General features: G+C 72.0%; 27 protein-coding genes. 11 read left to right on the top strand and 16 right to left on the bottom strand.

Annotated features, from left to right (window positions below; translation table 11 throughout):
* Position 1 precedes the first annotated feature (1 nt).
* Both ACZ7GJ_RS05715 and ACZ7GJ_RS05710 read right to left on the bottom strand, forming a co-directional pair.
* Complete coding sequence (locus ACZ7GJ_RS05715; protein ID WP_470749786.1) at positions 2-805, bottom strand: CPBP family intramembrane glutamic endopeptidase; 804 nt, start codon at positions 803-805, stop codon at positions 2-4.
* Positions 806-886: 81 nt separating this feature from the next.
* Complete coding sequence (locus ACZ7GJ_RS05710; RefSeq protein WP_470749784.1) at positions 887-2,428, bottom strand: glutamate-cysteine ligase family protein; 1,542 nt, start codon at positions 2,426-2,428, stop codon at positions 887-889.
* 494 nt (positions 2,429-2,922) lie between these two features.
* Between ACZ7GJ_RS05710 and ACZ7GJ_RS05705 the strand changes: the two genes are divergently transcribed.
* Together ACZ7GJ_RS05705 and ACZ7GJ_RS05700 are read left to right on the top strand one after the other, a co-directional pair.
* Positions 2,923-3,543, top strand: coding sequence for a hypothetical protein (locus ACZ7GJ_RS05705; protein WP_470749782.1), 621 nt, complete (start codon positions 2,923-2,925; stop codon positions 3,541-3,543).
* Positions 3,544-3,811: 268 nt separating this feature from the next.
* A complete protein-coding gene (locus ACZ7GJ_RS05700) occupies positions 3,812-4,000 on the top strand; it encodes a DUF5999 family protein (RefSeq protein WP_365924335.1) in 189 nt (62 codons plus the stop codon).
* Between the two features lie 208 nt (positions 4,001-4,208).
* Here ACZ7GJ_RS05700 and ACZ7GJ_RS05695 read toward each other — a convergent pair whose 3' ends face one another.
* The 4 genes from ACZ7GJ_RS05695 to ACZ7GJ_RS05680 all read right to left on the bottom strand — a co-directional run bounded on the left by ACZ7GJ_RS05695 (position 4,209) and on the right by ACZ7GJ_RS05680 (position 7,245).
* Positions 4,209-5,171 carry an electron transfer flavoprotein subunit alpha/FixB family protein gene (locus tag ACZ7GJ_RS05695; RefSeq protein ID WP_470749779.1) on the bottom strand — a complete coding sequence of 321 codons (963 nt, stop codon included), beginning with the start codon at positions 5,169-5,171 and terminating at the stop codon, positions 4,209-4,211.
* Positions 5,172-5,231: 60 nt separating this feature from the next.
* Complete coding sequence (locus tag ACZ7GJ_RS05690) at positions 5,232-6,017, bottom strand: electron transfer flavoprotein subunit beta/FixA family protein (protein WP_365916375.1); 786 nt, start codon at positions 6,015-6,017, stop codon at positions 5,232-5,234.
* A gap of 201 nt (positions 6,018-6,218) precedes the next feature.
* Positions 6,219-6,740: a flavin reductase family protein gene (locus tag ACZ7GJ_RS05685; protein ID WP_470749777.1), complete on the bottom strand. Its 522-nt coding sequence runs from the start codon at positions 6,738-6,740 to the stop codon at positions 6,219-6,221.
* 139 nt (positions 6,741-6,879) lie between these two features.
* Positions 6,880-7,245: a thioredoxin family protein gene (locus tag ACZ7GJ_RS05680; protein WP_470749776.1), complete on the bottom strand. Its 366-nt coding sequence runs from the start codon at positions 7,243-7,245 to the stop codon at positions 6,880-6,882.
* A 198-nt stretch (positions 7,246-7,443) separates the two neighbouring features.
* Between ACZ7GJ_RS05680 and ACZ7GJ_RS05675 the strand changes: the two genes are divergently transcribed.
* Complete coding sequence (locus ACZ7GJ_RS05675) at positions 7,444-8,166, top strand: lysophospholipid acyltransferase family protein (protein ID WP_470749774.1); 723 nt, start codon at positions 7,444-7,446, stop codon at positions 8,164-8,166.
* A 159-nt stretch (positions 8,167-8,325) separates the two neighbouring features.
* Entirely contained in the window at positions 8,326-9,567 is a 1,242-nt protein-coding gene (locus ACZ7GJ_RS05670) for an MFS transporter (protein WP_470749772.1), read from the top strand.
* Here ACZ7GJ_RS05670 and ACZ7GJ_RS05665 read toward each other — a convergent pair.
* The 6 genes from ACZ7GJ_RS05665 to ACZ7GJ_RS05640 all read right to left on the bottom strand — a co-directional run bounded on the left by ACZ7GJ_RS05665 (position 9,503) and on the right by ACZ7GJ_RS05640 (position 15,697).
* Entirely contained in the window at positions 9,503-10,108 is a 606-nt protein-coding gene (locus tag ACZ7GJ_RS05665) for a transglutaminase-like domain-containing protein (protein ID WP_470749770.1), read from the bottom strand. The genes ACZ7GJ_RS05670 and ACZ7GJ_RS05665 overlap by 65 nt on opposite strands.
* 78 nt (positions 10,109-10,186) lie before the next feature.
* Positions 10,187-11,263 carry a threonine aldolase family protein gene (locus ACZ7GJ_RS05660; RefSeq protein WP_470749768.1) on the bottom strand — a complete coding sequence of 359 codons (1,077 nt, stop codon included), beginning with the start codon at positions 11,261-11,263 and terminating at the stop codon, positions 10,187-10,189.
* On the bottom strand, positions 11,260-12,021 hold the full coding sequence (locus ACZ7GJ_RS05655; protein ID WP_470749766.1) for an SDR family NAD(P)-dependent oxidoreductase: 762 nt from the start codon (positions 12,019-12,021) through the stop codon (positions 11,260-11,262). The genes ACZ7GJ_RS05660 and ACZ7GJ_RS05655 overlap by 4 nt, the downstream gene beginning before the upstream one ends.
* A gap of 26 nt (positions 12,022-12,047) precedes the next feature.
* Positions 12,048-13,454 (bottom strand): DUF6421 family protein, encoded by a 1,407-nt coding sequence (locus ACZ7GJ_RS05650; protein ID WP_470749765.1) that lies wholly within the window; start codon positions 13,452-13,454, stop codon positions 12,048-12,050.
* 81 nt (positions 13,455-13,535) lie between these two features.
* Positions 13,536-14,561 (bottom strand): alpha/beta hydrolase, encoded by a 1,026-nt coding sequence (locus ACZ7GJ_RS05645; protein WP_470749763.1) that lies wholly within the window; start codon positions 14,559-14,561, stop codon positions 13,536-13,538.
* On the bottom strand, positions 14,558-15,697 hold the full coding sequence (locus ACZ7GJ_RS05640) for an LLM class flavin-dependent oxidoreductase (RefSeq protein WP_470749761.1): 1,140 nt from the start codon (positions 15,695-15,697) through the stop codon (positions 14,558-14,560). Before ACZ7GJ_RS05640 ends, ACZ7GJ_RS05645 begins: the two co-directional genes overlap by 4 nt.
* A gap of 334 nt (positions 15,698-16,031) precedes the next feature.
* Between ACZ7GJ_RS05640 and ACZ7GJ_RS05635 the strand changes: the two genes are divergently transcribed.
* Complete coding sequence (locus tag ACZ7GJ_RS05635; protein WP_470749760.1) at positions 16,032-16,724, top strand: glycerophosphodiester phosphodiesterase; 693 nt, start codon at positions 16,032-16,034, stop codon at positions 16,722-16,724.
* A gap of 28 nt (positions 16,725-16,752) precedes the next feature.
* Here ACZ7GJ_RS05635 and ACZ7GJ_RS05630 read toward each other — a convergent pair whose 3' ends face one another.
* Positions 16,753-17,292: a GNAT family N-acetyltransferase gene (locus ACZ7GJ_RS05630; protein ID WP_470749758.1), complete on the bottom strand. Its 540-nt coding sequence runs from the start codon at positions 17,290-17,292 to the stop codon at positions 16,753-16,755.
* Between the two features lie 148 nt (positions 17,293-17,440).
* Here ACZ7GJ_RS05630 and ACZ7GJ_RS05625 point away from each other — a divergent pair, with 148 nt between their 5' ends.
* The 4 genes from ACZ7GJ_RS05625 to ACZ7GJ_RS05610 all read left to right on the top strand — a co-directional run bounded on the left by ACZ7GJ_RS05625 (position 17,441) and on the right by ACZ7GJ_RS05610 (position 20,217).
* Complete coding sequence (locus ACZ7GJ_RS05625) at positions 17,441-18,010, top strand: DUF5134 domain-containing protein (protein ID WP_470749756.1); 570 nt, start codon at positions 17,441-17,443, stop codon at positions 18,008-18,010.
* An 80-nt stretch (positions 18,011-18,090) separates the two neighbouring features.
* Entirely contained in the window at positions 18,091-19,029 is a 939-nt protein-coding gene (locus ACZ7GJ_RS05620; RefSeq protein WP_470749755.1) for a M56 family metallopeptidase, read from the top strand.
* Between the two features lie 64 nt (positions 19,030-19,093).
* The gene (locus tag ACZ7GJ_RS05615; RefSeq protein ID WP_470749753.1) at positions 19,094-19,345 is read left to right on the top strand and encodes a hypothetical protein; all 252 of its coding nucleotides are present in this window, start codon (positions 19,094-19,096) and stop codon (positions 19,343-19,345) included.
* A gap of 248 nt (positions 19,346-19,593) precedes the next feature.
* Positions 19,594-20,217: a TetR/AcrR family transcriptional regulator gene (locus ACZ7GJ_RS05610; RefSeq protein WP_470749752.1), complete on the top strand. Its 624-nt coding sequence runs from the start codon at positions 19,594-19,596 to the stop codon at positions 20,215-20,217.
* 16 nt (positions 20,218-20,233) lie between these two features.
* Here the strand turns inward: ACZ7GJ_RS05610 and ACZ7GJ_RS05605 are convergent, their stop codons facing one another.
* Entirely contained in the window at positions 20,234-21,727 is a 1,494-nt protein-coding gene (locus ACZ7GJ_RS05605) for an LVIVD repeat-containing protein (RefSeq protein ID WP_470750083.1), read from the bottom strand.
* Positions 21,728-21,833: 106 nt separating this feature from the next.
* Here ACZ7GJ_RS05605 and ACZ7GJ_RS05600 point away from each other — a divergent pair, with 106 nt between their 5' ends.
* On the top strand, positions 21,834-22,478 hold the full coding sequence (locus ACZ7GJ_RS05600) for a DUF305 domain-containing protein (protein WP_470749750.1): 645 nt from the start codon (positions 21,834-21,836) through the stop codon (positions 22,476-22,478).
* 52 nt (positions 22,479-22,530) lie between these two features.
* Positions 22,531-23,886 carry an FAD-dependent oxidoreductase gene (locus ACZ7GJ_RS05595; protein ID WP_470749748.1) on the top strand — a complete coding sequence of 452 codons (1,356 nt, stop codon included), beginning with the start codon at positions 22,531-22,533 and terminating at the stop codon, positions 23,884-23,886.
* 23 nt (positions 23,887-23,909) lie between these two features.
* Here ACZ7GJ_RS05595 and ACZ7GJ_RS05590 read toward each other — a convergent pair whose 3' ends face one another.
* Positions 23,910-24,272: an ArsR/SmtB family transcription factor gene (locus ACZ7GJ_RS05590; RefSeq protein ID WP_470749746.1), complete on the bottom strand. Its 363-nt coding sequence runs from the start codon at positions 24,270-24,272 to the stop codon at positions 23,910-23,912.
* Positions 24,273-24,407: 135 nt separating this feature from the next.
* Positions 24,408-25,508, bottom strand: a complete 1,101-nt coding sequence (locus tag ACZ7GJ_RS05585; RefSeq protein ID WP_470749744.1) for an NADH:flavin oxidoreductase/NADH oxidase — start codon at positions 25,506-25,508, stop codon at positions 24,408-24,410.
* Between the last annotated feature and the right edge of the window lie 193 nt (positions 25,509-25,701).

The following is a 25,701-nucleotide window of genomic DNA, read 5'->3' as shown; positions in this document are numbered from 1 at the left end:
GCTACGGCGTGGGCAGCCAGTCCACCTTGCCCGCGAGCAGCGCGTACCCGCCGAAGGCCACGATGTCGAGCAGCGCGTGCGCGACGACCAGCGGCCCGACCCGGCCCCACCGGCGGTAGGCCAGCACGAAGACGACGCCCATCGCCATGTTGCCGATGAAGCCGCCGATGCCCTGGTAGAGGTGGTACGAGCCGCGCAGCGCGGAGCTGGCCAGCAGCGCGGCCATCGGCGACCAGCCCAGCTGGTCCAGCCGGCGCAGCAGGTACGCCAGCACGATGACCTCCTCGACCACGGAGTTCTGCAGCGCGGAGAGGATCAGTACGGGGAACTTCCACCACACGTCGGGCAGCGCCTCCGGCACCACCGTCAGGTTGAAGCCGGTCGCCCGCGCCCCGAGGTAGAAGGCCAGCCCCGCGCTCCCGATCCCGGCCGCGACGAGCGCGCCCCGGCCCAGGTCCGGCCACGGCCGGGTGCGGTCGAAGCCGAGGACCCGCAGGCCGGGCGCGCCCTCGCGGGTCAGCAGGTGCGCGACCAGCAGTACGGGCACCAGCGCGGTCGCGATCCCGAACAGCTGCCAGGCCAGGTCCAGCCAGGGCCGCCCGGGGGCGTACGAGCCGTTGAGCGTGGCGGCCTGGTCCTTGAGCCCGCCCGGCTTGGTCAGCGAGCCGATGAAGCTGATCAGCGCCGATACGCCGCTCGCGCCCAGCGACAGCGCCAGCACGAGCAGCGTCTCGGAGCGCAGGACGCCCCGTCCGTCCCCGCGCAGGTGCGACTCCCCGACCACCGCTTCCGGCTCCGTGCGCACGCCCGACTCCCGTCCCGCCGTCCCGTTCCGACGACCCCATACTGCCTCGTCGCACGGTCGCACGGTCACCCGGTCGTGCGGTCAGCGCCCGGCTGCCGCCGCGGTGCTCACCTCCTCCTCCGCGAGACCCACCGGCCAGGTGTGCACGGGCTCACCCTTGTGCATCAGCTCGCTGTACCTGCGCGTCGTCGCCGCCAGCGCCGCGTCCCGCTCCAGCCCGGCCGCGAGCGCCCGGTGGTAGGTCTCCACCTGCCAGGTGGCCCCGTTGGCCCGGCGCCGGCACCGCTCCTCGATGATCCCGAGGTAGTGGTCCCGGTCGGCGGGCTCGATGCCCCAGGCGTCCAGCCCGGCAGCGGCCATCGGCAGCAGCTCGTCCAGCACCAGCCGCACGGCGGGCACGCTCGCCAACCCCCCGCCACCGCCGCGGCCCCGGCGCGGCCAGCGGATCCGCGCATCGATCCCGTACCGGCAGGCGGCGTCGAAGTTGGCCTCCGCCTCCGCGAAGGGCAGCCGGCTCCACACCGGGCGCTGCTCGTCCGCGAGGGTGCGTACGAGCCCGTAGTAGAAGGCGGCGTTGGCCACGACGTCCGCCACCGTGGGCCCGGCCGGCAGCACCCGGTTCTCCACCCGCAGGTGCGGCACCCCGTCGGCGACCCCGTACACGGGCCGGTTCCACCGGTACACGGTGCCGTTGTGCAGGACCAGTTCCTGCAGGCTCGGCACCCCGCCCTCCGCGAGCACCCGCAGCGGCTCCTGCTCGTCGCAGATCGGCAGCAGGGCCGGGAAGTAGCGGACGTTCTCCGCGAAGAGCTCGTACGCCGAATCCACCCACCGCTCCCCGAACCAGGTGCGCGGCCGCACCCCCTGCGCCTGGAGCTCGGGCGGCCGGGTGTCGGTGGCCTGCGTGAACAGCGGCGGCCGCGACTCCCGCCACAGCTCGCGCCCGAACAGGAAGGGCGAGTTGGCGCCGACGGCTATCTGTACGGCGGCCACCGCCTGCGCGGCGTTCCACACGTCGGCGAACCGGGCGGGCGTCACCTGCAAGTGCAGTTGTACGGAGGTGCAAGCGGCCTCCGGCACGATCGACCCGGAGGTCCACGTCAGCCGCTCGACCCCGTCGATGTTCAGCGTGAAGTCCTCGCCGCGCATCATCAGGATCTGCTCGTTCAGCAGCGAGTAGCGGTCGACCGCCGAGAGGTTGGCGGTGACCAGGTCCTCGCGCGAGATCGTCGGAAGAATACCGATCATCACCACCCCGGCATCGATCAGGGCGGCCTGCCGGTGGGCATAGCCGAGTCCCGCACTCAGTTCCTCGGCGAGCTGGTCGAATACCCGGCCGCCGAGCCGGTGCGGAAGTACGTTCACCTCCAGGTTGAACATTCCGAGTTCGGTCTGGAAATCGGGGCTGGCAATCCGCTCCAGAACCTGTGCATTAACCATTCGCGGCAAACCGTCGGCACCAGCGAGATTCAACTCGATCTCCAGCCCCATCATGTTCTTGGGGCGATCGAACCTCTTCTCCGCCAGAAGCCGCTCCAGTCCCTCCAAGCACTCGTGGAGCTTCCTCCGATACCGTTGCCGATCGGACAGGTCGAATCCGCCTGCCACGACCTTCTCCCCCATCGAAGCGTCCCTCCTCGAGTGGGCCTGGCCCTGCACTCCCCTAGGCCCGCGTACGGTCGATGATGCCCCGACGGTGTGATCGATAACGCCCGGGGGGCGTGAGTGGCGGGGAGCGCGCGCCGGTTTGGCCGACGGGCGCTCGGGCACATTCACCTGGCAAGTCGCGATACGCAAATTCCGCATCGACTTTGCCCCTTCCGGATAACAGGCGCTTTCCAGCCGAGCCCCGTTCGGGTAGCCTCCGAGGTCAGCGCGGCACGTTCTCGCGCGACCGGCATGAAAGCCATGACAGCGGGACCGGTAAGCGCCTTGTCGGCAATAGGCGGGACAGCTAGCCGAAACACCGTGTGAACACATGTCGTATAAACTCCGCAAACGAGGCAGAGAGTTGGCGCGCGGCCATTGCCCCTCAGCCCCCCTCTGGCCCCAGAATGCGACAGCGCCGTCCGCACCTCCCCCGTTCCACAGGTCTCCCAAGTGAGAGGCGACCCACCATGCCGCTGCATGTCCCTCCGGCTCCCGCGCCCGCCCTGCGCAGCGTCCTCGCGGCACTCGCGTCCCCCACGGCCGTCCACGAGGCGCACACTCCGGCCCTGCGCGCCCTCCAGGGTCCGACGACCGCCGAACTGGCCCTGCCGGTACACGTCCTGGACCGGCTGAACATCTCCCAGTTGGCGGCCGGCGGCAGGCCGCCCCGTACCCGGCTGACGGGCTGGCGGTTCCTGATCCGCGGCGGGGACCGCTACGTCGCGGCGGCCGACACCCGGCTCACCCCGGACGGCTGGGTCTTCTCCCACTTCTTCGAAGGCCCGTACGTCACGGCCACCGAGCGCGCCCTGCGCCAGGCGGAGGCGCTGGGAAAGAGTTACCAGCCGCGGCTGCTGTCCGTACCGGAGCTGTACATGCTGACCCTGTGGCTGCACGGGGCGGTGGGCGCCGACGCCTCCGCCGGCCTGCCCGCGGCCGCGGACCTGCTGGTCCCGCTGGCACCGGCCCCGCCGGGCATCGCCGCGTACCGGCCGCACCCGGTGTCCGAGCTGCTGCCCGTGCTGACCCACCGGCTCACCCCGGCGGCGTCGCAGCTGCCGCCCTCGCTGACCGCGCCGGCCGCCTGATCCGGCCCCTGGCCGATAGTGCCCATTCGGCCTAGCCCACTCGGGCCACGCTCGAACCACCCGAAATGACAGGCCAGTTGGCCTGAACCGCCCGCACGAGTGATGCGTCATCAATCTATGAGGACAGCTGCCGGGAAATCCCTGCGGACGGAAGTCCGTAGGGCAACACTGGGACCCTGACCAAACCAAGACGTTGATACGGGGGGCGGCCATGAACAACGCATCGAGCCGCAGCACACAGACCACACCGCAGCGAAAGAACCCATCCATGTGCCAGCACCAGCCAGCATGCCCGTCTGCCGACTCCGCCGACCGTGAGGCCGCGCACCCCGTGGCCAACCACCCGGAACAGGGCTGGAGCCTGCTGTGCAACGGCGTCCTGCTCTTCGAGGACACCGGCGAGCTGCTGCCGGACGGCCAGATCATCGCCCCGCACCGCACGCTAGCGGCCGCGTAGGCGACGAGTTCGGCCCAGCCGACGACAGTACGCGAAGGGGCCGGGGGGGGGGGGGGGGGGGGGGGGGGGGGGGGGTGTTGGGGGGGGGGGGGGGGGGGGGGGGGGGGGGGGGGGGGGGGGGGGGGGGGGGGGGAAAGAGGGGGGGGGGGGGGGGGGGGGGCCCCCCCCCCCCCCCCCCCGGGCCTCAGCATCTGCGCAGGTCAGGCGATTAGCCCTTGCGCGCCTTGATCTCGTCGGTCAGCTGCGGGACGACTGCGAAGAGGTCGCCGACCACGCCGTAGTCGACGAGGTCGAAGATCGGGGCCTCGGCGTCCTTGTTGATGGCCACGATGGTCTTCGAGGTCTGCATGCCGGCCCGGTGCTGGATCGCGCCCGAGATGCCGGAGGCGATGTACAGCTGCGGGGAGACCGACTTGCCGGTCTGGCCGACCTGGTTGGAGTGCGGGTACCAGCCGGCGTCGACGGCGGCGCGCGAGGCGCCGACGGCGGCACCGAGGGAGTCCGCGAGCTCCTCGATGATGTGGAAGTTCTCGGCACCGTTGACGCCGCGGCCGCCGGAGACCACGATCGCGGCCTCGGTCAGCTCGGGGCGGCCGGTCGACTCGCGCGGGGTGCGCGCGGTGACCTTGGTGCCGGTGGCCAGGGCGCCGAAGGTGACGGCGAGCGCCTCAACGGCGCCGGCGGCCGGAGCGGCCTCGACCGGGGCCGAGTTCGGCTTCACGGTGATGACCGGGGTGCCCTTGGAGACACGGGACTTGGTGGTGAAGGACGCGGCGAACGCGGACTGCGTCGCGACCGGACCCTCGTCACCCGCCTCCAGGTCGATGGCGTCGGTGATGATGCCGGAGCCGATACGGACCGCGAGGCGCGCGGCGATCTCCTTGCCCTCGGCGGAGGACGGGACGAGCACGGCGGCCGGGGAGACGGCGTCGTACGCGGCCTGGAGCGCGTCCACCTTCGGTACGACGAGGTACTCGGCGAACTCGGGGGCGTCGGCGGTGAGGACCTTGACCGCGCCGTGCTCGGCGAGCACGAGGGCGGTGTCGGCGGCGCCGGCACCCAGGGCGACGGCGACGGGCTCGCCGATGCGGCGGGCCAGCGTCAGCAGCTCGAGGGTGGGCTTGCGGACGGCGCCGTCCACGTGGTCGACGTAGACGAGAACTTCAGCCATGGGACTGCTCTCCTGCGATTGCGAAGTGTCTGGGGGCGATTGAGGGGTTGGCCGAAGTTCTTAGATGAACTTCTGGCCGGCCAGGAACTCGGCCAGCTGCTTGCCGCCCTCGCCCTCGTCCTTGACGATCGTGCCGGCGGTGCGCGCCGGACGCTGCGCCGCGGAGTCGACCTTGGTCCAGGAGCCTTCCAGGCCGACCTCGTCGGCCTCGATCTCCAGCTCCTCCAGGTCCCAGGACTCCACCGGCTTCTTCTTGGCGGCCATGATGCCCTTGAAGGACGGGTAGCGGGCCTCGCCCGACTGGTCCGTCACCGAGACGAGCGCGGGGAGGGAGGCCTCCAGCTGCTCGCTCGCGGAGTCGCCGTCGCGGCGGCCGGTGACGGTGCCGTCCTCGACCTTGACCTCGGACAGCAGGGTGACCTGCGGGACGCCCAGGCGCTCGGCCAGGATCGCCGGGAGGACACCCATGGTGCCGTCGGTCGAGGCCATGCCGGTGATGACCAGGTCGTAGCCGGCCTTCTCGATCGCCTTGGCGAGCACCAGCGAGGTGCCCATGACGTCGGAGCCGTGCAGGTCGTCGTCCTCGACGTGGATGGCCTTGTCGGCACCCATCGACAGCGCCTTGCGCAGCGCGTCCTTCGCGTCCTCGGGGCCCACCGTCAGGACGGTGATCTCCGCGTCGTCGGCCTCGTCGGCGATCTGCAGCGCCTGCTCGACGGCGTACTCGTCGAGCTCCGACAGCAGGCCGTCGACGTCGTCACGGTTGACGGTCAAGTCCTCGGTGAACTGCCGGTCGCCAGTGGCGTCGGGCACGTACTTCACACAGACAACGATCCTCAGGCTCACGCCGGCTCTCCTACCGCATCGTCATTTCTGGTACCGCCTTGTGCAGGCAGCATAGGCGCCATGTTGGGCGGATCCCGGTCGGGGCGGCCCGCGCTCCGAAGGGAATGTTACTCGTCAGTACAGCGTGGGTGGAGCCGGGTTGCAAGGTCGGCGAACTGTGACCTTGCCAACGCCACCCGAACCCGCCCGAGCAGGGACGATTCAGTCGCGCAACGCGTTGAAGCGTCCCTGGTGGTACAGCAGGGGTCGGCCTTCCCCCACCGGGTCCCCGGCAACCGCCTCCGCGATGATCACCCGGTGCGCACCGGCCGGCACCCGTGCCACGACGCGGCACACGAGCCACGCCAGGACACCGTCCAGCACCGGAACCCCGCGCGGCCCCGGAGCCCACTCGGTGGCCGGGCCGAAGCGGTCGGCTCCGCTCCGGGCGAACAGGCCGGCCAGCTCCCTCTGGTCCTCACCGAGTATGTGGACGCCGAGGTGCTCGGAGTCGCGTATCGCGGGCCAGCTGGAGGACCCGGTGCCGATCGTGAAGGACAGCAGCGGAGGGTCGGCTGAGACGGAGTTGAGCGAGGTCGCGGTGAATCCCACCGGTCCGCCGGCGCCCGCGGCGGTGATCACGGCGACTCCCGCGGCATGGCGGCGGAACACCGAGCGCAGCAGCTCGGGCGAACCGGGCAGGCCTGCGCCCGAGCGGGGCGACGGGACCGTCGGAGCCGTCATGAGGGGGTTCCCCGTCCGTAAAGCAGGAGTTCATACCGCATGTCGCCAGCCTGGCGATCACCCATGTGCACAGTCAAGCCGCATCGGGCAGATGTAGGGCGCGTCACGCTGTGTGCGGGCGCGCGTACCGGCGCGGCGGTCATATCGCGGCGCCCAGGGCCGCGATCACGTCCGCCTTGCGCGGCATCCCGGCGGCTCGCCGGACGATCCCGCCGCCGGCGTCCAGGACCAGCACGGTGGGGGTCTTCTCGATGCCGAGGGCCCGCACCAGATCCAGGTTCTTCTCGGCGTCGACCTCGATGTGCGCGACGCCTTCGACCATGTCCGCGACCTCGGCGAGGATCCGCCGCGTGGCCCGGCAGGGCTGGCAGAAGGCACTGGAGAACTGCACCAGGCTGGCGCGCTCCCCCGGCTCCTCGCCCAGTTCCGCGGCGCCCAGCCGGCCGCCGCCCTCGTCCCCGCGCACCCCGTGCCTCCCGTTGCCGCCGTCGTATCGGTACATCATCGCCGTACGCTCGTACACACCACCGAGCGCCCGGCACGTGCGCCGCATTCCCGGCGTGACGAGAATCTCGCCGAGCACGGGCGTCTGGGCTGGCCAGCAGCCCGCGTATGGGGCACGATCCCCATGGCCGCGTAACCTACGCAGCCGTAACTTCCGGCCGGGAGCACCTCCCCAGGCAGAAAGCGGAGTCTCCCCACCATGGCTGAGCTCGTCTACCCTCCTGTGATCGGCGCCGCGCACGGGCTGTTCCGCGCGCTGGACATCCGTATCGACATGAAGGGCACCGAGAACATCCCGCGGACCGGTGGAGCGGTCCTGGTGTCGAACCACATCGGCTACCTCGACTTCATCTTCGCGGGCCTGACGGCGCGGCCGCAGAAGCGCCTGGTGCGCTTCATGGCGAAGGAGTCGGTGTTCCGGCACAGGGTGTCCGGCCCGCTGATGCGCGCGATGAAGCACATCCCGGTGGACCGCAAGCAGGGCGAGACGGCGTACCAGCACGCCCTGGACTCGCTGCGGGCCGGCGAGATCATCGGGGTGTTCCCGGAGGCGACGATCTCGCAGTCCTTCACCCTCAAGAGCTTCAAGTCGGGCGCCGCACGCATGGCGCAGGAGGCCGGCGTGCCGCTGATCCCGGTGGCGCTGTGGGGCACCCAGCGGCTGTGGACCAAGGGCCGCCCGAAGAACCTCAAGCGCAGCCACATCCCGGTGACGATGCGGGTGGGCGAGCCGATCGACGCTCCCGCCGACCAGTACGCCGGGGCCATCACGCGCCGGCTGCGCGAGCGCGTGCAGGAGCTGCTGGACGCCGCGCAGCGCGCGTACCCGGCCCAGCCGAAGGGCGCCGAGGACTCGTGGTGGCTGCCGGCCCACCTGGGCGGGACCGCCCCGACGCCGGCGCAGGTCAAGGAAGCGGGCTGAACCTCGGCCCGCGAACGCGTGACCGTGGTGCGGCCCCGTCGGCGACGGGGCCGCACCGTGCGTTCGGGGCGCGGTGACCGGGCGATCCGAACGGGAGTCCGGCGCGCCGCGGCCGTTTCGCCTTACCGTTCGATGCATACGGCGGGGAGGGGACCGGGGATGCACGGGTTCGGGCGGTACCTGGCGGCTGCGCTGGCCGCGCGGTTCGCCTCCGAGGGCATGGCCATGGCCGTGGTGCTGCTCGCGGTGGAGCGCACCGGGAGCGCGGCCCACGGGGCCTTCGTACTGACCGCCTGGCTGGCGCCGCACGTGCTAGCGGCCCCGCTCGCCGGGGCGGCCGCCGCCAGGGCCCGGCGGCCCCGGCTGTTCCACGTGGGCGCCCTCGCCGGGTTCACGGTCGCCGCGGCGGTACTGGCCGCGCTGCTGGGCCGGGCTCCGACGCCGCTGGTGCTCGCGGTGGCGGTGATCGGCGGCAGTTGCGGGCCGATGGTGACGGGCGGCATGTCCAGCCTGGTCACGGGCCTGGTTCCGGCCGGGGCCGGGCGCGACCGGGCGTACAGCTGGGACGCGTCCACCTACAACGCCGCTTCGATCACCGCACCGGCCGCGGTCAGCCTGATCGGGGCCCTGCTCTCGGCCGGGCCCGCGATGGCCCTGCTCGTCACGGCGGGCGCCCTGGCGGCGGTGCTGGCCGCGACCCTCCCGTACGAGGATCCGGGCGCGGGCACGCTCCCCGGCGGCCCTCGCGCCGGGCTCGGGGCGGGGCTCGTCGCGCTGTGGCGGATCCACGAGCTGCGGGCGATCACTTCGGCGACGACCCTGGCCTTCGTCGGCATCGGCTCGCTCACCACGGTCTCGGTGCTGCTGGCCACCCGGCTCGACGGTCCGGGCGCCGGCGGCCTGCTCATGACGGCCTTCGCGGTGGGCGCGCTGGCCGGCACCCTGACCCTGGGCCGGACCACGGCCGTGCCGCCGGGGCGCCTGGCGCGCTGGGCCATGGCCGCGACCGGGGTCGCGCTGGCCGGGGCCTCGTTCACCACGTCCCTGCCCGTCGGCGTGGCGCTGTTCGCCGCCGCGGGGGTGTGTGACGGGCCGATCCTGACGGCCACGCTCCGCATCCGGTCGCAGTACGCCCCGGACGCGGTACGGACCCAGGTGTTCACCCTCGGCGCCGGGCTCAAGGTGACGGCCGCGTCGCTCGGTGCGGCCCTGGTGGGGCTCGCCGCCGACGCGCCGCCGCGGGCGCTGCTGGGCGGGATCTCCGTACTGCTGCTGGCGTCGGCCCTGCTGCACGCGCTGGTGGCCGCGCGGGGGCCCGTAGCGGCCGGGGACGCCGCTACAGAGCCGTCGGAAGGTTCCGCCAGAGCGCCGGTCGGTCCGCGGACTCCTGCAGGGCCTTGAGCGCGGCGGGGTGCGCGGCGGCGTACAGCTCGGGATAGTCGAGCTCGCCCTGCTCCGGGCGGACGGGGAAGGCGAGTTGCTCCTGCTCCAGGGTGAACCGTGCGTCCACGCCGGGCTTGTTGCCCCGCGGGTCGACCCGGGACCAGCGCTCGGCGCCGGGCAGGCGGACGGCGACGAGGCCGTGGATCACGTGGCCGGAACTCTGGTCCTCGCCGACGGTCAGGCGCTGGTAGCACAGGCCCGCGGGGATGCCCTGGGCACGCAGCAGGGCGACGAGGGCGTGGGACTTGGCGTAGCAGATGCCGTTGCGGGTGCCCAGTACGTCCGAGGCGCGCCAGGAGACGCGCAGGTCTCCCGAGTCCGCGGAGTGCGGGATCACGTCCCGGACGAACTCGAAGGCCGCCCTGGCGTATGAATATGCATCGCTGGTGGCCGACCACAGGCCGTCCGCGGTTTCCTGCACCAGTGGGTGCCAGTGGTCGATTACTTCATCCGACGCCAAATAGGCATGGATGTCGGGGTTCTGTTGGATCAGCTCCATGGCTCGGAGCATAGCTACGCCCCCGACCATGGATCAATAGATTTACGATCAGGGGCATAACTATGTGATCGAGAGAGGCTAGCGAGCCAGCTCTTCCTTCAGCGCCTGGAGGAAGCCGTCCACGTCCTCTTCCTGGGTGTCGAAGCCGCACATCCAGCGGACGTCGCCGGCGGCCTCGTCCCAGAAGTAGAAGCGGAAACGCTTCTGTAGACGCCTGGACACCTCGTGCGGCAGGCGCGCGAACACCGCGTTCGCCTGCACCGGATAGAGGATCTCCACCCCGTCCGTCTCCCGGACCCCCGCCGCCAGCCGCTGCGCCATCGCGTTGGCGTGCCGGGCGTTGCGCAGCCACAGGTCCTTCGCGAGCAGTGCTTCCAGCTGCACCGACACGAAACGCATCTTGGACGCGAGCTGCATCGACATCTTGCGGATGTGCTTCATCTGCCGGACCGCGTCCGGGTTGAGCACCACCACGGCCTCGCCGAACATCATGCCGTTCTTGGTGCCGCCGTACGACAGCACGTCCACGCCGACCGTGTTCGTGAAGGTGCGCATCGGCACGTCGAGCGAGGCCGCGGCGTTGGCTATCCGGGCCCCGTCGAGGTGGACCTTCATGCCCTTGCCGTGGGCGTGCTCGCAGATCGCCCGGATCTCGTCCGGGGTGTAGACCGTGCCCAGCTCGGTGTTCTGGGTGATCGACACGACCTGCGGCATCGCCCGGTGCTCGTCCTCCCAGCCCCACGCCTGCCGGTCGATGAGCTCGGGGGTGAGCTTGCCGTCCGGCGTCGGGACGGTGAGCAGCTTGAGCCCCGCCATCCGCTCGGGCGCGCCGCCCTCGTCGACGTTGATGTGCGCCGACTCGGCACAGATCACCGCGCCCCAGCGGTCCGTCAGGGCCTGGAGGGCCGTGACGTTCGCGCCGGTGCCGTTGAAGACCGGGTAGGCCTCGGCGTACGGGCCGAAGTGACTGCGGATGATCTTCTGGAGGTGCTCGGTGTACTCGTCCTCGCCGTAGGCGACCTGGTGGCCGCCGTTGGCCAGCGCGATGGCTTCCAGGATCTCCGGGTGGACTCCCGCGTAGTTGTCGCTCGCGAAACCGCGCACCGCCGGGTCGTGGTGCCGGCGGGCGTCGGTCTTCGCGGTAGCGGTCCTCACGGTTGCGGAGTGAGCCACAGACGCTGTCCGTTCACATCGGGGGCGGGCCGCTCCCAGACGCCGGCGATGGCCTCGGCCAGCTCCTTGACGTCGGTGAAGCCCGCGAACTTCGCATTGGGACGCTCGGCGCGCATCGCGTCGTGCACCAGTGCCTTGATGACCAGGATCGCAGCCGCCGCGGTCGGACCTTCCTCGCCGCCCGCCTTGCGGAAGGAGTCGGCCATGGCGAGCGTCCAGGCCTCGGCGGCCGCCTTGCCCGCGTTGTACGCGGCGTTGTTGGCGACCGGCTTGTGCGCACCGGACTGGCTGATCAGCACGTACCGGCCGCGGTCGCTGCGCAGCAGCCCGTCGTGGAAGGCCAGCGAGGTGTGCTGGACGGTGCGGATGAGGAGCTTCTCCAGGAAGTCCCAGTCCGCGAGGTCGACGTCGGTGAAGGTCTTGCTGCCGCGCCAGCCGCCGACCAGGTGGACGAGGCCGTCGATCCGGCCGAACTCCTTCTCGGTCTGCTCGGCCCAGGCCTGGGTGGCGCCCAGGTCGAGCAGGTCCACCGTGTCACCGGTGATGGTGGCGCCGCCGTGTGCGTAGCGCGCGGCGTCCACGGCCTCCGCGAGCCGTCCCGCGTCGGCGTCGGACGCCACGACCACTGCGCCCGCCTCGGCGAGGCGGAGCAGGGTGGCGCGGCCGGCGGGCCCGCCGGCCCCGGCCACCGCCACCACCGCTCCATGGAGCTTCCCGTTGCCGTTCCCGGAGCCGTTCATCTGTGCAGCCTCCTGTGGGCGAGTGCTCACGCGGCGACCCGCTCGGCGTGCTCGGCGTTGAGGGCCGTGATGCCCTTGGTCGAGGCGATCACGCCCTTGAGCTTCTTGGCGAGGGCCTCATAGAACATGCTGAGCGGAAACTCGTCCGCGAGCACGTCGTCCACGAGCTTGCGCGGCGGCTGCGTCATGTCCAGGGCGTCGGGGCCCTTGGCCCACTTGGATCCCGGGTGCGGGGCGAGGTAGGTGGAGACCAGCTCGTAGGCCTTGAACCAGTGGACGAGCTTCGGGCGGTCGATGCCCGCCCGGTAGAGGTCCTCGATCTCGGCGCACAGCTGGTTGGTGACCTGCGGGGCCCGCATCCAGTCGATCTTCAGCTTGTTGTCCGTCCAGCGTACGACGTCGTGCTTGTGGAGGTACGCGAAGAGGAGCTGGCCGCCGAGGCCGTCGTAGTTCCGGTTGCGGTCGCCGGAGACCGGGAAGCGGAACATCCGGTCGAACAGCACGGCGTACTGCACGTCACGGCCGTGCTCGTTGCCCTCGGACTCCAGCTTCACGGCCTCCTTGAAGGCGGTGAGGTCGCAGCGCAGCTCTTCCAGGCCGTACATCCAGAACGGCTGGCGCTGCTTGATCATGAACGGGTCGAACGGCAGGTCGCCGTGGCTGTGGGTGCGGTCGTGGACCATGTCCCACAGGACGAAGGCCTTCTCGCAGCGCTCCTGGTCCTCGACCATCTTCGCGATGTCCTCGGGCAGCTCGATGCCCAGGATGTCGACGGCGGCCGCGGTGACCTTGCGGTAGCGGGCGGCCTCGCGGTCGCAGAAGATGCCGCCCCAGGTGAAGCGCTCGGGGGCCTCGCGCACGGCGATGGTCTCCGGGAAGAGCACGGCGGAGTTGGTGTCGTAACCCGGGGTGAAGTCCTCGAAGGTGATGCCGAGGAAGAGCGGGTTGTCGTACCGGGTGCGCTCCAGCTCGGCGAGCCACTCGGGCCACACCATCTTCAGCGCGACGGCCTCCAGATTGCGGTCCGGGTTGCCGTTCTGCGTGTACATCGGGAAGACGACGAGGTGCTGGAGCCCGTCCTCGCGCCCGGCGGCCGGGTGGAAGGCCAGCAGGGAGTCGAGGAAGTCCGGCACCTGGAAGCCGTCGGCGGCCCACTTGCGCAGGTCGGCGACGAGCGCCCGGTGGTAGGAGGCTGCGTGCGGGAGCAGCGGGGAGAGCGTCTCGACCCCGGCGATCACCCGCTCCACGGCCGCCTCGGCGGCGGCCCGGGCGGGAGCGCCCGCGGCCTCGAAGTCGATGGAGCCGTCCTTGGACTGCCAGGGGCGGATCTCCTCCACGGCGGCCTTGAGCTCGGGCCACGCAGGGTGGTCGACCACCCGCGCGCCAGCGGATATCACGGTACCGCCGACACCCGGCACAAGAGTTTCCGTCATGTCACTTCCTCCACAGGAGAACCTCACGTAAAGACAGCGTAGGCATGTGAGGCTCTCCTACTCAAGAGGCAGCACGGGAAATTATCCTGCTCGACCCCCTTCTTCACCGAAATTCTTCCCGTCCTTCCGGGTGGAAGCGATTACTCCGCCCAGTTGCTCCAAAACCCGCCGGGCGTGCGGGAGTACGCCCGTCAGCCCGAGGAATCCGTGGAACATCCCGGGGTGCCCGTCCAGGGCCGAACGGCCCCCGCTCCCGATCAGCCGGTAGTGGTACGCCTCACCCTCGTCCCGCAGCGGATCGCACCCGGCGACCACCACGTGCGCGGCCGGGAGACCGCTCAGGTCGGCCGCCAGGGGCGAGGCGAGCGGGTGCCCGCCGTCCCCGTCCGGCCCCAGGTACTGCTCCCAGAACCAGCGCATGTGCGCGGCGGTCAGGAAGTAGCCGCTGCCGTTGTCCCGGTACGAGGCGGTGTCCTGGGCCGCGTCCAGCACCGGGTAGAGCAGCACCTGGAGCGCGACCGCCGGCCCCCCGCGCTCCCGGGCCAGGAGCAGCGAGGCGACGGCGAGGTTCCCGCCCGCGCTGTCCCCCGCGACCACCAGCGCGGCCGGGTCGCCGCCCAGCTCGCGCACGTGCTCGCCGGCCCAGGCCAGGGCTGCGTACGCGTCCTCGGCCGCGGCGGGGAAGCGGGCCTCGGGGGCGCGGCGGTAGTCGACGGAGACGAGGACCGCGCCGGCGGCCCGGCACAGCTCCCGGGCGGTGGTGTCGTGGGTGTCGAGGTCGCACAGGACCCAGCCGCCTCCGTGGCAGTACACGACCGTCGGCCGGGGCCCCGGCCAGCGCCGCGGGTCGGGGCGGTAGATCCGTACCGGGACCGGCGGCGCCCCGGCGGGCCCGGGGATCTCGCGGTCCAGCACGGCGCCCACGGCGGGCGGGGGCGGTGGCGGGGACTGCGCCGCGGAGCCGGCCGCCGCGGCGAGGATCCGGCGGGCCTCGGCCGCGTCGGTGACGGCCCCGCCCAGGTCGGGGAAGCGGGCGGCCAGCGCATCCGCGTACGGCCGGGCGGCGGGGTCGAGCCGGTCGGGTCCCGGCGTCCCGGCGCCGCTCACGCGGTGCGGCCGGAACGCTGCCCGGCGAAGTGCGGGATGACCTTCTCGCCCCACTGCCGCAGGGTCTCCAGGCAGGCCTCCTGCGGCACCGTGCCCATCTGGATCAGACACATGATCTCGTCGGCGCCTGCTTCCCGGAGCCGTTCGACGTAGGCGATGGCGTCGTCGGCGCTGCCGTAGGCGTGGTCGGCGTTGAAGGTCGCCGTGGAAGTGGGCCGGACCGGGATGTCCTGCTCGTTGAGCCGGGCCACCACCTGCTCGGCGGCCCTGCGCATGTCCGCCGCCTCGTCGGCGCCCTCGACCACCGCTTCGTCCGGGACGCCGGCCCCTCCGTACCAGTGGCCGATGGACTGGGCGAAGAACCGCTGGCCCCGGGTGCCGATCCGGCGCGCCTCGGAGGCGTCGTCGAGCACGATGGTCGGACAGAGGACCGAGAAGTGGTCGTTGACGACGGTGGACACGAACCGGCTGCCGTCCCGCCCTGCGATGGCGGCGTCGTAGACGGACCGCATGTCCGCGATCGGCCCGGGGCCGGCGAAGCCCATCACCAGCGCCCCGATTCCCAGTTCGGCGGCCTGCACCAGGGTCTCGCCCCGGCTGCACGCCAGGAACAGCGGCGGATGCGGGCGCTGCTGCGGCCGCGGCAGGATCGGGTGGGGGTCGATGTCGATCAGCTCCCCGTGGTACTCCAGCTCCTCCTCCTGCCAGGCCTTCCCGATGATCCGCAGCGCCTCCTCGACCTCCGCCGCCGTGCGGTCCCTGTCGACCCCGCACAGCGAGGTCTCCTGCACGGTGCCGCCGCGTCCGGCGCCGAGGTCGAGGCGCCCGCCGGACAGCAGGTCGAGCATCGCGGCCCGCTCGGCGACCCGGACCGGGTGGTTGAAGTTGAAGGGCATGCACACGACGCCGTGCCCGATGCGGATGGTGCTCGTCTTGGCCGCGACCCAAGTCAGGAAGACCTCCGGCGCCGACAGGTGTGCGTACCACTTCAGCGAGTGGTGCTCCACCGCCCAGATCCGGTCGAATCCCATCCGTTCGGCCAGCACCGCCTGCTCGACGCAGTCGCGGATGACCTGGTGCTCCCGCTCCACCGTCGGGTCGGCCAGCTGCGCTTCGAAGATCACGGAGAACTTCACGATGCCTCCAGGGTTGCGTCCCGTGCGGTCTTATTTCGATTAGGAATATGACTAGTAGTCACACCTCGAAGAAGCAAGAGAAGCGGCAGAACCTGGTCCGGCCGGATCGTCAAGCCGGTGGGGACGCGCCCACGCCCGGGTGACGCCGCACCCCCGCCCCGGCACCCGCCGCGGCCCCAAGGCCCGGACGGGCAACGGCCGGAAGGCACTTGCGGGCCGCTGCACGGGCGGTCCCATCGCACCCGCGGCGCACTAGCATGCGTCCTCACCGCGCGCGGCCGGCCGGGACACCGCCGCCGCGCGGGGAGCCGCCGTCGACGGAAGCGAGAGAACCTTGACTTTCCTCACCATCGGTCACCGCGGGGTCATGGGTGTCGAACCGGAGAACACCCTGCGGTCGTTCACCCGCGCGGAACGCTCCGGCATGGACGTCATCGCGCTGGATCTGCGACTCAGTAAGGACGGCGCCCTGGTCGTCCTGCACGACGCCGAGGTGGACCGCACCACCGACGGCTCGGGCGCCGTCGCCGACCTGACCCTGGCCGAGCTGCGCGAGCTGGACGCCGGTGACGGCCAGCACGTGCCGGTCCTGGAGGAGGTCCTGGACGCCGTCCGGGCCCCGCTCCAGGTGTCGGTCCGGGACCAGGGCACCGCCGGGGTGCTCGCGGAGGTGCTGCTGAGCCGGGACCTCACCGCGCGGGTGGAGGTGGCGTCCCCCGACGACGCGCTGCTCGCCGCGGTCGCCCGCCTGGTGCCGGGCGTACGGACGGCGCTCCGGGCGGATCAGAGCGGGAGCGACGCGGACGACATCGTGGCGCGGGCACTGGCCGTGCATGCGGAAACGGTCGCTCTGAACATCCGGCGGCTGACCCTGGAGACCGTGGAGTCGGCGCACGCGGCCGGGCTGCGGGTGACCGGCTGGACGGTCAACTCCCTGGAGCAGCTGCGCCTGGCACGGGCGCTCGAACTGGACGGCGCGGCCACCGACTTCCCGGAGATCCGCAGCACGGGCCGCTTCACGGCCTGACGGGCGGCGCCCGTGGCGGCTACCGCGACTACAGCGACTTGACGAGCAGTTCGAAGGCCAGGTCCTCGCGCAGCGGGATGCCGAAGCGCTCGTCCCCGTACGGGAAGGGGCTCATCTCGCCGGTGCGCCGGTAGCCGCGGCGCACGTAGTAGGCGATGAGTTCCTCCCGTACGTTCACCACCGTCATCCGCATCTCCTTGGCGTCCCACTGCTCCCGGGCGCGGCGCTCGGCCTCGGCGAGTATCTCCTTGCCGAGGCCGGCGCCCTGGAGCCCGGGGCGGACCGCGAACATGCCGAAGTAGACGTGGTCCCCGCGGTGTTCGAGCTGGCAGCAGGCCACGAGCTCGCCCCCGCGCTCGACGACGAGCAGGGTGCTGTCAGGGGTTTCGATGACCCGGCGGACGCCTTCCTCGTCGGTCCGCTGCCCTTCCAGGTAGTCCGCCTCGGTGGTCCAGCCGCCACGGCTGGCGTCGCCCCGGTACGCCGATTCGACGAGTTCCACCAGCTGCGGCACGTCGGCCTCGACGGCACTGCGGAAGCTCAGGGTGTTGGATTCGGCGGTGGACATCGGGGTGGCTCCGTTCGGGTGCTGGGCATATGACATGCCTGGTCCGGCACAGAGAGCCTAACCCTGCGCGGCGTGCGGGCCTCTCCGTACGGGCATCTCTTCCGGTGACGCCGACGAACCGGGAGGTTCCGCCGTGCACGGTCCCGCGATGTCCCTTTCCTCCTCCGTCTCCGCCTGGCTGCTCGTCCTGCTGTGCACGGCGAGCGGTGCGTACTGCCTGCTGCGGATACGCAGAACGGGGCGCGGTTCGCGCGGCGGGTCGGCGGCCGCCGGCGAGGCCCTGATGGGGTTCGGGATGGCGCTGATGGCGCTGCCGGTCGGGACGCGCGGGGGCTGGCAGGAGCCCGTGCTGCTGGTGGTCTTCTGCGCCGCCGCGCTGCACTCGGTGTGGCTGCTGCGGGACGGTGCGCACCACACGCACCACCTGGTGGGCTCGCTGACGATGGTCTACATGGCCCTTGCAGCCGCCGCCGGGCCGGGGCACGGGCACGCGGGCACTCCCGGACTGCCGCTGCTGACCGGGCTGCTGCTCGTCTACTACGCCGGGTACGTGGTGTTCGGCGGGGCCCGGCTGATCACGGCCGGCGCGACGGCCGCCGCGGGCACCGACACCGGCGGCCCCGGGGGCCCGGGCGGGCGGGGCGGGGGCACCGAGCTGATCCGGGCCTGCCGGCTGGCCATGGGGACGGGGATGCTGGCGATGCTGCTGACCATGTGACGCCCGGAGCGGAAGTGTGCTGCGTCACCAATCCCCCGGACCGTACCCGCAGGTAGTCGGGCGCTCATAAGGTGGGGAGCATGATGGTCCCCGCAGCACTCCTGCTGCTCGGCGCCCTGACCGCGGTGCTGGCCCCTCGTCTGCTGGCCCGGGCCCGGTGGCCCGAGCGTGAACCCGTCGTCGCCCTGTGGGTGTGGCAGTGCGTGGTGGGCGCCGTGCTGCTGTGCTTCGCGCTGTCGATGCTGCTGAGCGCGGCCGCCGCCTGGCAGGCGGTCCGGGGTCGGCTGTTCGCCGCGGCCCCGACCGGGGTGGTCGACGCCTACGCCCTGGGCGCCTCGGGCGGTCCCTGGGCCGTCGGCACCGCCCTCGCGCTGGCCGGCTGCGGGCTGTGGACCGGCGCGATGCTGACGCGGGAGATCCTGCGGGCCCGTGCCCGGCGGCGCGCGCAGGGGGCCGAACTGCTGGTACGGGCCCCGCTGCTGCCGGGAGAGGACCCCGCCGGCGTACGGCTCGTCGTACTGGAGGGGGAACGGCCGGCCAGTTGGTGGCTGCCGGGCGCGGCCCCGCGGCTGGTGGTCACGACGGCGGCGCTGGGGCGGCTCAAGGGGAGCCAGCTGGACGCGGTGTTGGCGCACGAGCAGGGGCACGCGGCAGCGCGGCACGACTGGTTGCTGCACTGCTCGCGGGCGCTGTCCGGCGGGTTCCCGCAGGTGCCGGTGTTCGCTGCGTTCGAGGAGGAGATGCACCGGCTGGTCGAGCTGGCCGCGGACGACGTGGCCTCGCGGCGGTTCGGGCGGCTCACCGTCGCGCTGGCGCTGGTGGGGCTGAACGAGGACAGCGGGGTGTTCGGGCCCGGCTCGGCCCCGGAGGCGCACGTCCCGCAGCGGGTCCGGCGGCTGCTGTCGGCCGCGCCCCGGCTGCCGGCGGGGCGCCGGGTCCAGCTGACGGCGCTGGCCACGCTGGTGCCGGTGGTGCCGCTGGTGGTGGCCTTCGTACCCGCGCTGAGCACGCTGACGTAGCCTGCGAGCATCCGCGCCACCCGGCCCGGATGCGTGCGCCGCGATCCGGCAGCAGGCTGGGGGCATGGAGCATGCGCCGATCGTCGTGCACCGGATCTCCGCCTCGGGCGGCCGGCGGGTCACCATCCGCGTGCAGGGGACGGAGACCTCCCTCGGCATCGCGCATTCGGATGCGGACGTGATCGAGTTCCTCCGCCGGATCGAGGTGCCGGAGCCGGACGAGGTGGCCCTCGGCGGCGAGTCGGCGCTGATCGAGTGGCAGGGCGACGCGGCGCACCAGTACGAGCCCGAACCCCCGACGCTGGACCTGCCCTGAGCCGTGGGCGACCGCCGGCGCGCGGCAGCCCTCCCGTGGGGAGCCGGGAGGGGTGACGGCCCGGGATGGTCCGGACCCACACCATATGCACGGCCATCGGGCGCCGGATAGGCATATGACAGAGGAAGTTCCGCATAGCCCGGCGCCGTGCGGGAGTGCCTGCTCTGGGCGATCCCCCGCGTCGCCCAGAGCAGACGGCCCCGTGCGCTGAGTATATTGGCTGGAAGCCAGTCAACGCAGGAGTAAGCATGTCCCCGCGCAGCGCATCGGTCAATGAAGAATTGCGCAGACGTTCCCGCGAGCGGCTGCTCCAGGCCACGGTCGACCTCGTCGGCGAACGCGGATACGAATCCACGACCCTCGGCGACATCGCCGACCGGGCGGGGGCCGCGCGCGGCCTGGTCTCGTACTACTTCCCGGGCAAGCGGCAACTGCTCCAGTCGGCCGTGCACCGGCTGATGCACCTCACCCTGGAGGCGGCGCTGGAGCGCGAGCCGCGCAGTGACGACGGCCGCGAGCGGCTCGCGCGCGCCATCGACGCGATCCTCGGGCTGGCCCGCGACCATCCGCTGCTGATGCGCACGCACATGGCGGGCATCCTCCAGGCGGAGGGCTTCGTGCAGTGCCCGGAGCAGCAGCGGCTGGCCGAGCTGCTGAAGGACACCGTCACCCGGTACGGCTCGCCGGACGTGGACACGGACTACCCGCTGCTGCGGGCGCTGCTGATGGGCGCGGTGGTAGCGGTACTGCTGCCGGGGGCCCCGATGCCGGGACCCCGGCTGCGGGCCGAGTTGTTCCAGCGCTACGGGCTGGACTGGGAGCTCGGTGTCCCGCCGGACGGCGGACCGCCCGACGGAACGTTTCCGCGCTAGCTGGGGGCTCCTGCCGCTACCGGTACTCGGGCTGGCTCTGTACGTTCAGCCGGTCCATCCAGACCCACTTGGCGCTCTCGGTGCGCCAGTCGTCGAGCCTCAGCACGTCGAGGCCCTTGGCGATGTCGTTCGAGTAGATGTGCCCGTTGTAGTAGTACGCCGACCAGGACCCGCCGACCCCGAGGGTCTCCGTGCTGAGCGGACCGCGTTCGAAGTAGCCGATCTCCTTGGGCTTGGTGGAGTCGGTGAAGTCCCACACCGAGACGCCGCCCTGGTACCAGGCCTGCACCATGATGTCGCGGCCGCCGCCGACCGGGATCAGCGAGCCGTTGTGGGCCACGCAGTTCTCGGTGTCGGCCTGGTGGCGCGGGATCTTGAAGTAGCTCTTGAAGACGAGCTTGCGCTGGTCGCCCCGGCCGGTGATGTCGTAGATGCCGTCGGCGCCCCGGTCCGGGCCGACGACCGCGTTGCAGGTGGCGCCGCCCCCGCCGCCGAGCTCGTCGGTGAACACCACCTTGTTCGCCTGCTCGTTGAAGGTGGCCGAGTGCCAGAACGCGAAGTTCACGTTGTCCTGGACCCGGTCGATCACCCGCGGTTCCTCGGGCTTGCTGATGTCGAAGAGGATGCCGTCACCCATGCAGGCGCCGGCGGCCAGGTTCTTGGACGGCAGCACGGTGATGTCGTGGCAGCCGGTGGTCTTGGAGACGCCCGGGTTGACCGGCCCGCCCGGGTTGCCGCCGTCCGGGAAGAGGATCGGGAAGGAGACGACCGCGGCCTGCGTCGGCGCCTTCTTCGGGACCTTGATCACCGAGATGCCGTCGTGCGGCGGCTTGCAGTCCGGGAAGGCCTCGCTCGGCGAGTACGAGGACACGTAGAGGTAGACGTCCCCGCGCTGGCCCGGCACCACGGTGTGGGTGTGCGAACCGCAGTTGGTCTCGACGGACTTGATGTACTTGGGGTTCTTCTTGTCCTTGATGTCGAAGATCTTGATGCCCTCCCAGGAGGACTTCTCCGTGGCGGGCTGCGACACGCTGTTGCAGGAGTCGTCGCTGCGCGAGGAGTCCGTGGAGAGGAAGAGCAGGTCCCCCTGGACGGAGATGTCGTTCTGACCGCCCGGGCAGAGCACCTGGGAGACCGTCTTGGGAGCCTTCGGGTTGCCTATGTCGTAGATCGTGAACCCCGAGTAGTTGCCCGCGTAGGCGTACTTCCCCTGGAATGCCAGGTCGGAGTTGATGACAGTGGGGTCGGTGCTGGGGATGTTCGCCAAGTGCTTGATGTTCCGGCTGTGGACGATCTCGTCCTTGCCGGGGATCTCACCGGGTGCGAGCTCCCGGCCTTCCGGAGCGGCGTCCGCGCTCTGCCGGGAGCCGGCCGCGCCCGGCGTTAAGTCCCCCGGATCCGGGGTCGCGGACGCCGGGGCCGCGGAGAGGAGCGTGACGAGGAGTCCGGCCGCCGCGACGGCGGCCCCCAGACTCCTGGTCCCCACTCTGCTGGTGCGCAACGAGGTCACTGTGCCTCCCATGGGAGTCCTCTCGGTTCTGTTCGGGATGGGAACGGAACCAGGACCCCGGCAGTATCTTCCTTTCATGGACATGGCAACAGTCTTATTTCATCGAATGGCCGGGGCGGCCCTGGCCGCCGCACTGCTCATCGCCGTCACCGGCTGCGATGAAGAGGGCGGGCAGAACGGGCCGAAGGACGGCGCCGCCGCGGTGATCGCACCGGGCAAGCCGGGCGAGAAGTCCCGCACCCTCTCCCCCGAACAGGCCGCGAAGGAGCGGCCCGACGACAGCCCCAACACGGCCGACCAGACGTACGTGCGGAACATGGTCGAGCACCACCGCCAGGCCCTGGAGATGAGCGCTCTCGCGCCGGAGCGGGCCTCGGCCGAGGGGGTCAGACGCGTCGCCGAGCGGATCACCGCCGCCCAGCGGCCCGAGATAGGCGCGATGGAGAAGTGGCTGGGGCTCCACCCGGCGCCCACCCCCGGCACCGCGACCCCCGGCACCGCGGCCGGCGGGCACGACCACGGCGCGATGCCGGGCATGGCGACGCGGGCGCAGCTCGACGAGCTGACAGCGGCCAGGGGTGCGGAGTTCGACCGGCTCTTCCTCCGGCTGATGATCACCCACCACGAGGGCGCCCTGAAGATGGCCGGCGAGGCGCTGGCCGGCGGCAACAACGTCGCCGTCGAGGAGATGGCCACCGAGGTCGTGGCCACCCAGAGCGCCGAGATCCACCGGATGCGCGCGATGGGCTGACGCCGCAGGTGCCCGGTGTCATGCTGGGAGCACCTGCGGGAGGAGCTCCGCCGTGCTTCGTATCGCCGTCGTCGGATCGGGCCCCAGCGGGGTCTACGCCGCTCAGACACTGGTCCAGCAGCGCGAGGTCCCGGGCGTCCGCGTCGACGTCCTCGACCGGCTGCCGGCCCCGTACGGGCTGGTGCGGTACGGGGTCGCCCCCGACCACGAGAAGATCAAGTCCCTGCAGGGCAACCTGCGCACGGTGCTGGAGGACGAGCGGATCCGCTTCCTCGGGAACGTCGAGGTCGGCGGTCCGCACCTGTCCACCGACCGGCTCCTGGAGCTGTACCACGCGGTGGTGTACTGCGTGGGCGCCGCCCGCGACCGGATGCTCGGGATTCCGGGCGAGGACCTGGCCGGGGTGCACTCCGCGACGGCCTTCGTGTCCTGGTACAGCGGCCACCCGGACGCGGCGGCCGAGGCCTTCGACCTGCCCGGCGTGGCCGCGGCGATCGTGGTCGGGGCGGGCAACGTCGCCGTGGACGTGACGCGGATCCTGGCCCGGGGCGTACCGGAGCTGGCGCCGACCGACATGCCCCACCCGGCCCTCGGGGCGCTCGGGGCGAGCGGGGTGCGCGAGGTGCAGATGGTGGCCCGACGCGGGCCCTCGCAGGGCAAGTTCACCACCAAGGAGCTCCGCGAACTGGGCACGATGCCGGGCGTGGACGCCGTGGCGGACCCCGCGGAGCTGGCCCTCGACCCGGCGTACGCGGACCCGGGCGCGACCCTGCCCGCGGTGAACCGGCGCAATGTGGAAGTGCTGCGCGGCTGGGCCGCCGACCCCCCGCGAGGGGGCGGGCGGCGGATCGCGCTGAGGTTCTTCCTGCGCCCGGTGGAAGTGCTCGGCGGGCCGGACGGGCGCGTCACCGGGATGCGGTTCGAGCGGACGGCCCCCGACGGCCGGGGCGGGGTCAGCGGGACGGGCGTCTACGAGGACATCCCGGCGCAGCTCGTGCTGCGTTCGGTGGGGTACCAGGGGGTCCCGCTGCCGGGGCTGCCGTTCAACGAGGCCACCGGTACGGTCCCGCACGCGGCGGGCCGGATCATGCGCGCGGGCCGCGCCTCGGTCGGGGAGTACGTGGCGGGCTGGATCAAGCGCGGCCCGACCGGGGTGATCGGCACCAACCGGCCCTGCGCCAAGGAGACGGCCTCCTCGCTGCTGCAGGACGCGGGGGCGCTGGCCCGGCGCGCGCTGCCGCAGGACCCCGTGGAGGCGCTGCGGGAAGCGGGGCTGAGCCCGGTGGAGTGGCCGGGCTGGCTGGCCATCGAGGCGGCCGAGGCGGAGCTCGGGCGCTCGCTGGGCCGTCGCTCGGTGAAGATCCCGGACTGGACCGGCCTGCTGGGCGCGGCGGGCGGGACCCGCTGACGGGCCGGGTCCTGGCGGGCCCGTCAGGTGGCCGCGGGCGATGCGGCGAGCCGCGCCTCCTCGGCGGCGGCCGCGGTGAGGACGCTGTCGAGGAGCCCGGGGAACAGCTCCTCCAGCTCGGTGCGGCGCAGCCCGTTCAGCTTGGCGGTGCCGCGGTAGGTCTGGCGTACGACACCGCTCTCGCGCAGCACCCGGAAGTGGTGCGTGGTCGTGGACTTGGTGACCGGGAGCTCGAAGTACGAGCAGGCCAGCTCGGTGTCCGTGGCGGCGAGGTCCCGGACGATGGAGAGCCGGACCGGGTCGGAGAGGGCGTGCAGGACGCCTTCGAGCCGGATCCCGGCGGCCTCGGGGTGGGCGAGGGCACGGGCCGCGTCACGTTCCGTCATGTCCGTGCTCCACTCGCTCGGGTGATCCTTGGTCGGGTCCATCGTACGAGAACCGTCGTATGACCGTGAGGTGCGATCAGGCCGGTGTGGGGGTGCGGCGCGGGGTTTGGGGGTGCCGTCGCGCCGCACCCCGGTTCACCAGGAGCGGTGGTACTGGTCGGGCGTACGGATCTCCGCGCCGAGCTCGGCGGCCGCGCGGCGGGCCCAGTACGGGTCGCGCAGCAGCTCGCGGCCCAGGAGGACGGCGTCGGCCTCGCCGTTGGCCAGGATCTTCTCGGCCTGCTCCGGTTCGGTGATCAGGCCGACGGCGGCGACGGGGAGTGCGGTCTCCGCCTTGACCCGGGCGGCGAAGGGCACCTGGTAGCCGGGGCCGACGGGGATCGTCACGCCGGGGGCGAGGCCGCCCGTGGAGACGTCGAGCAGATCGACCCCGTGCTCGTGGAGCAGCGCGGCCAGCCGGACGGTCTCGTCGGCGGTCCAGCCGTCCTCCTCCAGCCAGTCGGTGGCGGAGATCCGGAAGAACAGCGGGAGCTCCTCGGGCCACACGGCCCGTACGGCGTCGACGACTTCGAGGGCGAGGCGGGTGCGGTTCTCGAAGGAGCCGCCGTACTCGTCGGTGCGCCGGTTGCTGTGCGGGGAGAGGAACTCGCCGATCAGGTAGCCGTGGGCGCCGTGGATCTCGACGACCTGGTAGCCGGCGTCGAGCGAGCGCCGGGCGGCGGCCGCGAACTGCTCCACGACCTCACCGATCTCGGGGACCGTCAGCTCGTGCGGGACGGGGTGGCCCTCGGCGAACGGCACGGCGCTCGGGGCGCTGGGCCGCCAGCCGTGCGCTTCGGGTCCGACGGGGCGCCCGCCCTTCCAGGTGCGGTCGGTGGAGGCCTTGCGGCCGGCGTGGGCGAGCTGGATGCCGGGGACGGCGCCCTGGGTCTTGAGGAAGGCGGTGATCCGGCGCAGCGCCTCGACCTGGGTGTCGTTCCAGATGCCGAGGTCGTACGGGGAGATCCGGCCCTCGGGAGCGACGGCCGTGGCCTCCTGGATGATCAGGCCGGTGCCGCCGGTGGCGCGGGCCGCGTAGTGGGTGAAGTGCCAGTCGCGGGCCACTCCGGCGTCCGGGCCGAAGGCCTCGGCGCTGTACTGGCACATCGCGGCCATCCACACCCGGTTCGGGATGGTGACCGAGCGGATGGTCCACGGCTGGAACAGGGCGGCGAAGGCAGCGGGGGCAGCACTCATGAGGGCTCTCCAGAAGTGACCGGACGCGCACCGGGAGTCGGCGGCTAAGTACGAGAGTCACCGTACTACGAAAACTCTCGTAGTACGAGACCTCCCGTACAACGGGGTCCGCCGCCGCGTGCCGACCGGCCGCTGTCAGTGGGCGGGTGCAGACTGGCGGAAAAGCTGCCGTGCTGGGGAGTGTCGTCAAAGT

It is taken from the genome of Streptomyces sp. NPDC037242 (genome assembly GCF_055604165.1).
This window is presented reverse-complemented; position numbering and strand designations above follow the sequence as displayed.